Source organism: Rhodococcus sp. HM1, from assembly GCF_023218075.1.
In the GTDB taxonomy this organism is placed as follows: domain Bacteria; phylum Actinomycetota; class Actinomycetes; order Mycobacteriales; family Mycobacteriaceae; genus Rhodococcus.
Genome location: NZ_JALPTB010000138.1, coordinates 1 through 5,680, shown reverse-complemented (window position 1 = coordinate 5,680; position 5,680 = coordinate 1). Strand labels below are relative to the sequence as shown.

Genomic DNA, 5,680 nt, shown 5'->3' with positions numbered 1-5,680 from the left:
GGCCACGGCGTAGCGGGTGTGGGGGAGGTGGTGCGGGCCGGTCTCGACCACCGCGGGTGGGTGCAGCCGGCTGTCGTCGTCGCTGATCCGAAGCAGGACGTCGCTGGGTTCGAGGCGGCTGCGGCGATCGACGCCGGGAGTGTTCCGGCGAATCCATTCGATGTGGTAGCGCGGATCGGGTCCACCCCTGCCCGGTGCCGTTGCCGCCCAGCGGGTCTCGTCCTCCGGGGTGGGGTGTAGTCGCGGGTGTGGAGCAGGAACATCCGGCGTACCGGGGTGGGAAGAAAGTCGTGGCCTGTGCGGGTGTGGCTGCCGATCCCGGCCAGCGGCACCACCCGGCCGACCTTCCAGATCGCGGTGGCGCTGTCGAGGAACACCTCGTCGACCTCGATCGTGTCGGTCAGGCTGTCGACAAACGCGTGGGCGGCGGCAATGGCGGCGGGATCGTCGGTGACCAGCGCGGTTCGTCCGCAACGGTGGAGGCGTGCGAAGCACTCGCCGGGCCGACGATCACCTTCGCAGGGGTGGCGATCAGGCCGGTGTGCAGGTTCGGCGTGGACAACACCTGCACCCCGGCATCGAGGAATCGGGCGAGGGCGGTGGGGGAGGTGGCGTGCGCGCGTACGGCGGATCGGGCGGCGTTGACGATCAATTGGTCCCCGGCGCGCAGGGGCAGCAGTTCGGGTCCGGTGTGGTCGAGATAGGCGATGGCCACTCGGCGGGGTCCGTGGCCGCGCAGGACCGCAGTGATGTGTGGCCAGGGCTGGGGTGCGTGCAGGGTCGTGCCCACACCCGGTCACCCTAGCGGTGCCATGCACCTCGGACAGAAGAAGTGAACAACGCCGACAGTGCATGTGGCCGGCGCCGGCGACGAGACCATTGATCGCGGGATAGGTGACGGGTTGCCCGGGTGGCCGCCACCGAGAATGGTGTGGTCAACGCTTGCTACGCCTGTTCAACTCGGCCCCGAACACCTGCGCGATCCGGTACTCCTCCAGTGCACCCGCAGGTGATCTGCCTCGAAATGGCGCTGCGTCAGCTCGACCGCAAAATCCTCCACCCTCTGCAGCGCCGCGGTCGGCGCCTCTCTGAGCCACGCGTACACACCGCCGCTTTCTCGGGAGCTTGCTCGTTCGGAGATAACAACCCCGTTCTGAACCCCGAGAGAAGCCGGCCTAGACATCGTTGCTTTACCGAAAGATCGCTTTTTTGTTTCCTGCCCTTTTCGGTAGGCTCTCCAGTACCACCGCCACCCCCTGCGCGGTGGTCGAGACCCCGCCGCAGGTACGCCCCTGCTGGCGGGGTTCTTCGTTGAGGTCACACGACCCTTTCCGGGTCGGCCGTGACATTTTCAGCGAAAAATTATGCACTTCGGCGCAATCCGTTGGCAGACTCGAGGGGCCGGAGTGCTCTGCATGGGGCAGGGGGCCACGGATAGGGCACTCCGGCACGGTGATAGCCACTGACCCTTGAAGCATGGGTTCCACACGCCCGTGCCCGACGTGTGCCCATCTCACCGCGAGATTTGGATGACGACGAACACTCCACCCACCTACTCGGGCTCCGCGCCGCGCTGCTCACGGTCGCCGACGAGGACGCAGACGACACCCCACGCGAGGACATCGCCCGTTCGATCAGGAACTGTTGGGCGGAGATGGATCGCCGCGGCCTCGCGTAGCGCGGCGACAAGCGGGTCAGGCCTACAGATAGCCCACTGCTTGCCGTTCCTGCAGGGTGAGGAGCGGCGGGCGACCAGGCAGGGCCCGACGATAGCGGGGGCCATCGGACTACGGCTTGGCGTAGGAGCCATTCGATCAGAGTGTCGCGGTGGTGTCGTCCGAGCGGGTGATTTTGCGGGTGACTTACCTACTCGTCGGTAACAAGCGGGCCCTTCGAGTCGTTGATAGCCATGTGAACTGGGTTTTCTGGTTGATCGTCGCGTGGCTCGCCATATCGGTGACCGTCGCCGTCGTCTTCAGTCGTGTTATCCGCGTCCGCGACAAACGCGAGATGCTGCCACCGCTTGACGGTCAACCGTCGCATGACGGGACCTGCCGCACATGGAAAGTGCGCCCGATCCACGTTCGTTGAGCGCCATCACGCCGGCACCTTCGATGAAGTTTGACCATCCTGCGCAGGGGGAAGCGTGGTCGGCCAAGAGCTGATCTTGAATCTTCTCTCCGACGACCGGCTGACATGCGAGATCTCTATGCGTACGCAGCGGACACGTGTGTACTGGTCGTGACGTCCTTTCGCCCCTCGGACTTTGTCCACTGCCGGTGACACATGCGGTGCGCTTGGCCGAAGCGCAGGTCCTGACCTGCGCGGACCTCACTGGTCGGACCCCCGGAGCGGGTCTCGACACTCGCAGGGGCAGGTGAACCCGGTTCCGGTCAGGGGGAGCACAGCTTGTTACGCCACGCGAGCCGAGAAACCAATGCCTACGCTGCTGGCCGAAGAGTCGACGTTTTACGGCGACAATCGGGAACCGATACCGCGACCGGTCAGAGTGCGTTGCTGATAACGCCGTTCAGCGTAGGCCAGGTCGTCACGCCACAGTCGGATGGCCGCGCTGCGAAGCACTGGAGAGAGGGCGCGGTGAACACGGCGTGCGACGGCGAAGCCACGCCGGGGGGAGTCGGCGATGACCGCCTCGATGACGCAGGTACGTGGATGTCCGTCAACTCCGGAGTCGAGGGGGGTGGTGTGAGTTTCGACGACACTGTCGGTGCCTTCACCGTCGATGATGCGCATGACGACGGTACGAGGCTCGGGACTGGTGAACTCGGCCTTCACCGGGACACCGAGCCGGCCGCCGACGCGGAAGGTCACAGCGACAACGAATCGGTCGTTGTTGTCGTCGGTGCCGTGGCGGCTGGGTGCGTCGAGGACCTCGAGGTGTGTGAAGGAGTAGGGGTGAAACCATGCGCCGTGCCAGGGGTCGAGCCGGTTGGCGATGATATCGACCGGTTCACAGACTCCGGTGAGGGTCGCCACGGCTGCCAGATGGGTGTCGGCCGGTGGTCGTGCCGGGATGACCGGCGCGTCCAGTGAGGGTTCATTGCCGATGTGGTCGAGACGGACCCATGCCAGGACGCCATCGTCGTGACTGGGAAACGGGGACCAACCGTGCCCGGCATCAGGACCTAGGCGTAACCCGTGCCAGCGGCACACCAGGGTGTCGCAGTCGAGGACCGCTGATGCCAGGGGCGCGCCGAGGTGGGGGCAGGCGCCGGGCCCGACATGAAGTTGTTGCCGAGAGTCGCGCCAGGCGACGAGTTCTACGCCGGCAACGGTGACGCCCAACGGACGATCGCTGTGGATGGCGCCGCTGGCGGCGAATACATACCAGTTACCGGAAGGTCGTTGCTGCGATCGATCGAGGACCGCTGTGATCAAGCGGGGATCGGCAGCCTGGTAGGTGGGTTGTTGCCGGGCCCAGGTGGTCGGCGGGATCGGTTGCAGCGGCCAGGTGGGAGGCCACCGCCGGTAAACAGGTTCCAGAATGCTCATAGCATGTGGCTTTCTCGAGTGGCCAGTCGTCGGAGCAGCGCCGATCGGCCTTGGATGGGCACCGTGTACAGGTCGTGGCCGCTCACGCCCCATTGGGTGAGCAGGTGATTGGCTGCCGACCAGCCGGTGGTGGCGGCGCGTTCCATCAATGCCACCGGTAGGTCGATACGGATTCCGTCCCCGGCCAGAACCAGTCCGCGGTGCGGGGTGGCCACGGTGGGCCGGGAGGCGAAATCTCCGGGACCGAGTCGAGGGCAGTCCCGCCGGTACTGCAGCCGTTCGCCGAGAATACGAGCCTCCGCGGTTTCGGGATACAGGGCGTGAAGTCGCGCCAGCATCTGCTGTCGCAGTGCGACTCGGCCCGGGTCGACGGTCGCCTTCTCGGGCAGAGCGTAGGCGTGCAGCTCGATCACCGATCCGCCGTTGTGGCAATGAGCCCAGTGGCGGGCTTGACGCTCGTAGCGGTTGACGACGCTGATGTTGTCGAGCGGATGCAGGCTGCCGGTGCCCAGAAATGCCGGGCGGTCCTCGTTGACGGGCCGGTCGAGCCAGAGTCGCTGCACCAGGAATGCGGGCGCGGTGCCCATGTGCTCGATCCGGGTCCGCCAGGCGGTGTCGCCGAGGGTGGGTGAGGCCCCGACGATTCGGCGGAGCGCGCTGACATCGGTGGCCAGGACCACCGCGTCGGCGTCCACCCAAGCGCCGGTGGTGTCGAAGAGCCGAAACGGAGCGCCGGTGGTGGTGTCGATGGCGGCGATAGAGACACCGGTGTGAAACCGGACAGTGCCGGTGAGGGAATGGGCTCGCCCTGCGGTCAAGTATTCGCGCAGCGGCGACCACAGCTCGTCGAAGTTGGTGTCGGCCACGTCGAAGAGCAGGCCCTCGCTCGAGCCGAGGAAATAGATGTGGAACATGGTGGCCAGCTCCGCCGCGGACATGTGCGCCGGTTCGATGAAGAAGCTGCGCGAAAACACCTCGAATGCCAGGTGTCGGGCGGCGGCCGGGAAGTTGATCCGTTCCAGAAACGTCTCGGCGTCGAACTGATCGAGTCGATGATAGATGTCGGGAACCGACACCGCTGCCAGTGGCGCCGCCGCGCGGCGGTTGATGCGCATCAGGTCGCGCAGGCCGAATGTGGGGCTGCGCAGCACGAAGGCAAGCGCGTTCCACGGCGGCGTGCGGGGCAGACCGCGGAAGCTGTCTTGTCGACCGTGTGCATCGATCAGGGGGTAATCGTCGAGTGGTGTCAGGAAGCGGAGTTCAGGGTCGTTGCGGCGCAACAATGCCCGCAAGTTGTAGTACTGCCGGAAGAAGGCGTGGAATCCACGGTTCATTGCGACCGGGGTGTCATCGGCGAGGTGGTCTGTCCAGCCTCCGACGCGTCCGCCGAGGTAGTGTTCGCGTTCGACGACGTCCACGCTCACGCCGCGTTCTGCCAGGCCGGTCGCGGCCGCGAGTCCGGCGATACCGGCTCCGACGACAACTACGTGCGGGCGCGTCGGGAGCAGTGCGGCGTCGGGCAGACCCGGTTGTGCGCGATGCCGGATACACCGCGGATCGGCCTGAGCATGGGATGTCATCGTGATCCTGTTTCGCCGGCGGTCCTCGATGCGGACGGGGAGAAGATGGTCGACAGGTGCCCATCGATCCTGCGACATCGCGTCTCGACGGTTGTCATGACATCGTTGTCCGTTTCCGGTCGGCGCGCCGGTGACGGCGTGGCTCCCATGCGAGCAGCACTGCAGTGACCAATGCGAAGCCGAACAGGAAGTCCTCGATCGGGATATCGAGCGGGAAGCGAACACCACTGATGTGGTGATCGTTGTAGATCACGATCGGGGCATGGAGCTTGGTGAGCCAGCCGTCGACCGGAATCTGGAAGCCGAGCACGATGATCATGCTCAGCCAGTAGGCAGGCCGACGGAACAGGCCGGTACGCAGTACTACTGTCTCGGCGAGACATACAACCAGGACCGCGATCGCTGCAGGCAGGGTGTACCCGAGACCGGTCATGACCGTTGCCGCCCGGCTCGCCGTCGACTGAAGCGTCCCTGGTTTCATTGAGGGTGAGCCAGATATCCCGGAAGGATCACCCCAGACTCACCATGGCGAACTACAAATACCCACAGGAACTGCGCGAGCGAGCGACCCGACTCGCAGTCGAAGC

At 65.6% G+C, this 5,680-nt stretch carries 7 protein-coding genes; 3 read left to right on the top strand and 4 right to left on the bottom strand.

Annotation, left to right across the window (positions count from 1 at the left end; all coding sequences use genetic code 11):
• Positions 1-240 (top strand): hypothetical protein (locus tag M1M07_RS31790; RefSeq protein ID WP_248676708.1); only part of this gene is annotated, 240 nt, incomplete at its 5' end.
• Between the two features lie 160 nt (positions 241-400).
• On the opposite strand, the gene M1M07_RS31785 is transcribed toward M1M07_RS31790, so the two are convergent.
• Positions 401-790 (bottom strand): hypothetical protein, encoded by a 390-nt coding sequence (locus tag M1M07_RS31785; protein ID WP_248676706.1) that lies wholly within the window; start codon positions 788-790, stop codon positions 401-403.
• Between the two features lie 735 nt (positions 791-1,525).
• Here M1M07_RS31785 and M1M07_RS31780 point away from each other — a divergent pair.
• The gene (locus tag M1M07_RS31780; protein ID WP_248676705.1) at positions 1,526-1,678 is read left to right on the top strand and encodes a hypothetical protein; all 153 of its coding nucleotides are present in this window, start codon (positions 1,526-1,528) and stop codon (positions 1,676-1,678) included.
• A gap of 149 nt (positions 1,679-1,827) precedes the next feature.
• Positions 1,828-2,091, top strand: a complete 264-nt coding sequence (locus M1M07_RS31775) for a hypothetical protein (protein ID WP_282582501.1) — start codon at positions 1,828-1,830, stop codon at positions 2,089-2,091.
• 378 nt (positions 2,092-2,469) lie between these two features.
• Here M1M07_RS31775 and M1M07_RS31770 read toward each other — a convergent pair whose 3' ends face one another.
• The 3 genes from M1M07_RS31770 to M1M07_RS31760 form a co-directional block, all read right to left on the bottom strand.
• Positions 2,470-3,513 carry a DUF5914 domain-containing protein gene (locus M1M07_RS31770; protein ID WP_248676703.1) on the bottom strand — a complete coding sequence of 348 codons (1,044 nt, stop codon included), beginning with the start codon at positions 3,511-3,513 and terminating at the stop codon, positions 2,470-2,472.
• Positions 3,510-5,093, bottom strand: a complete 1,584-nt coding sequence (locus tag M1M07_RS31765) for an FAD-dependent oxidoreductase (protein ID WP_248676701.1) — start codon at positions 5,091-5,093, stop codon at positions 3,510-3,512. Before M1M07_RS31765 ends, M1M07_RS31770 begins: the two co-directional genes overlap by 4 nt.
• Before the next feature lie 94 nt (positions 5,094-5,187).
• Positions 5,188-5,526: a lycopene cyclase domain-containing protein gene (locus M1M07_RS31760; protein WP_248676700.1), complete on the bottom strand. Its 339-nt coding sequence runs from the start codon at positions 5,524-5,526 to the stop codon at positions 5,188-5,190.
• Positions 5,527-5,680 lie beyond the last annotated feature (154 nt).